The following is a 315-nucleotide window of genomic DNA, read 5'->3' as shown; positions in this document are numbered from 1 at the left end:
ACCTTGGTGTAACTCCAGAAGAAGTAGAACGTCTTTCCCTTCTTTCTGTTGGATGTCATTGGTCTCCCGGACGAGTAACATCGTTTACAACAGACTTTGGTACGGCCAGACAGTTCTCTGGGAGTTGGGAATATCAAACGTACACTATTCTTAGTCTCAGGAATGCTCCGTTCATTTTCGATTACTACCAAAACATGGTTAACATTGTACTCGCCGGAAAGAACCCTAAGCATGTTATGGAAGAAAAACGTGTTGACGTCCTAGATATGATTGAATCTGAACAAGAATACATGGTCTCAGGTACCTCTAGATTTG

The 315-nt window shown here is 42.2% G+C and carries 1 protein-coding gene; it reads left to right on the top strand.

Annotated features, from left to right (window positions below; all coding sequences use genetic code 11):
* The coding region (locus Y887_RS21175) for a hypothetical protein (protein WP_046965626.1) at positions 1–315 on the top strand (315 nt) is incomplete at both ends.

Origin of the sequence: Xanthomonas pisi DSM 18956 (assembly GCF_001010415.1) — a bacterium.
Lineage (GTDB): Bacteria > Pseudomonadota > Gammaproteobacteria > Xanthomonadales > Xanthomonadaceae > Xanthomonas > Xanthomonas pisi.
This window is presented reverse-complemented; position numbering and strand designations above follow the sequence as displayed.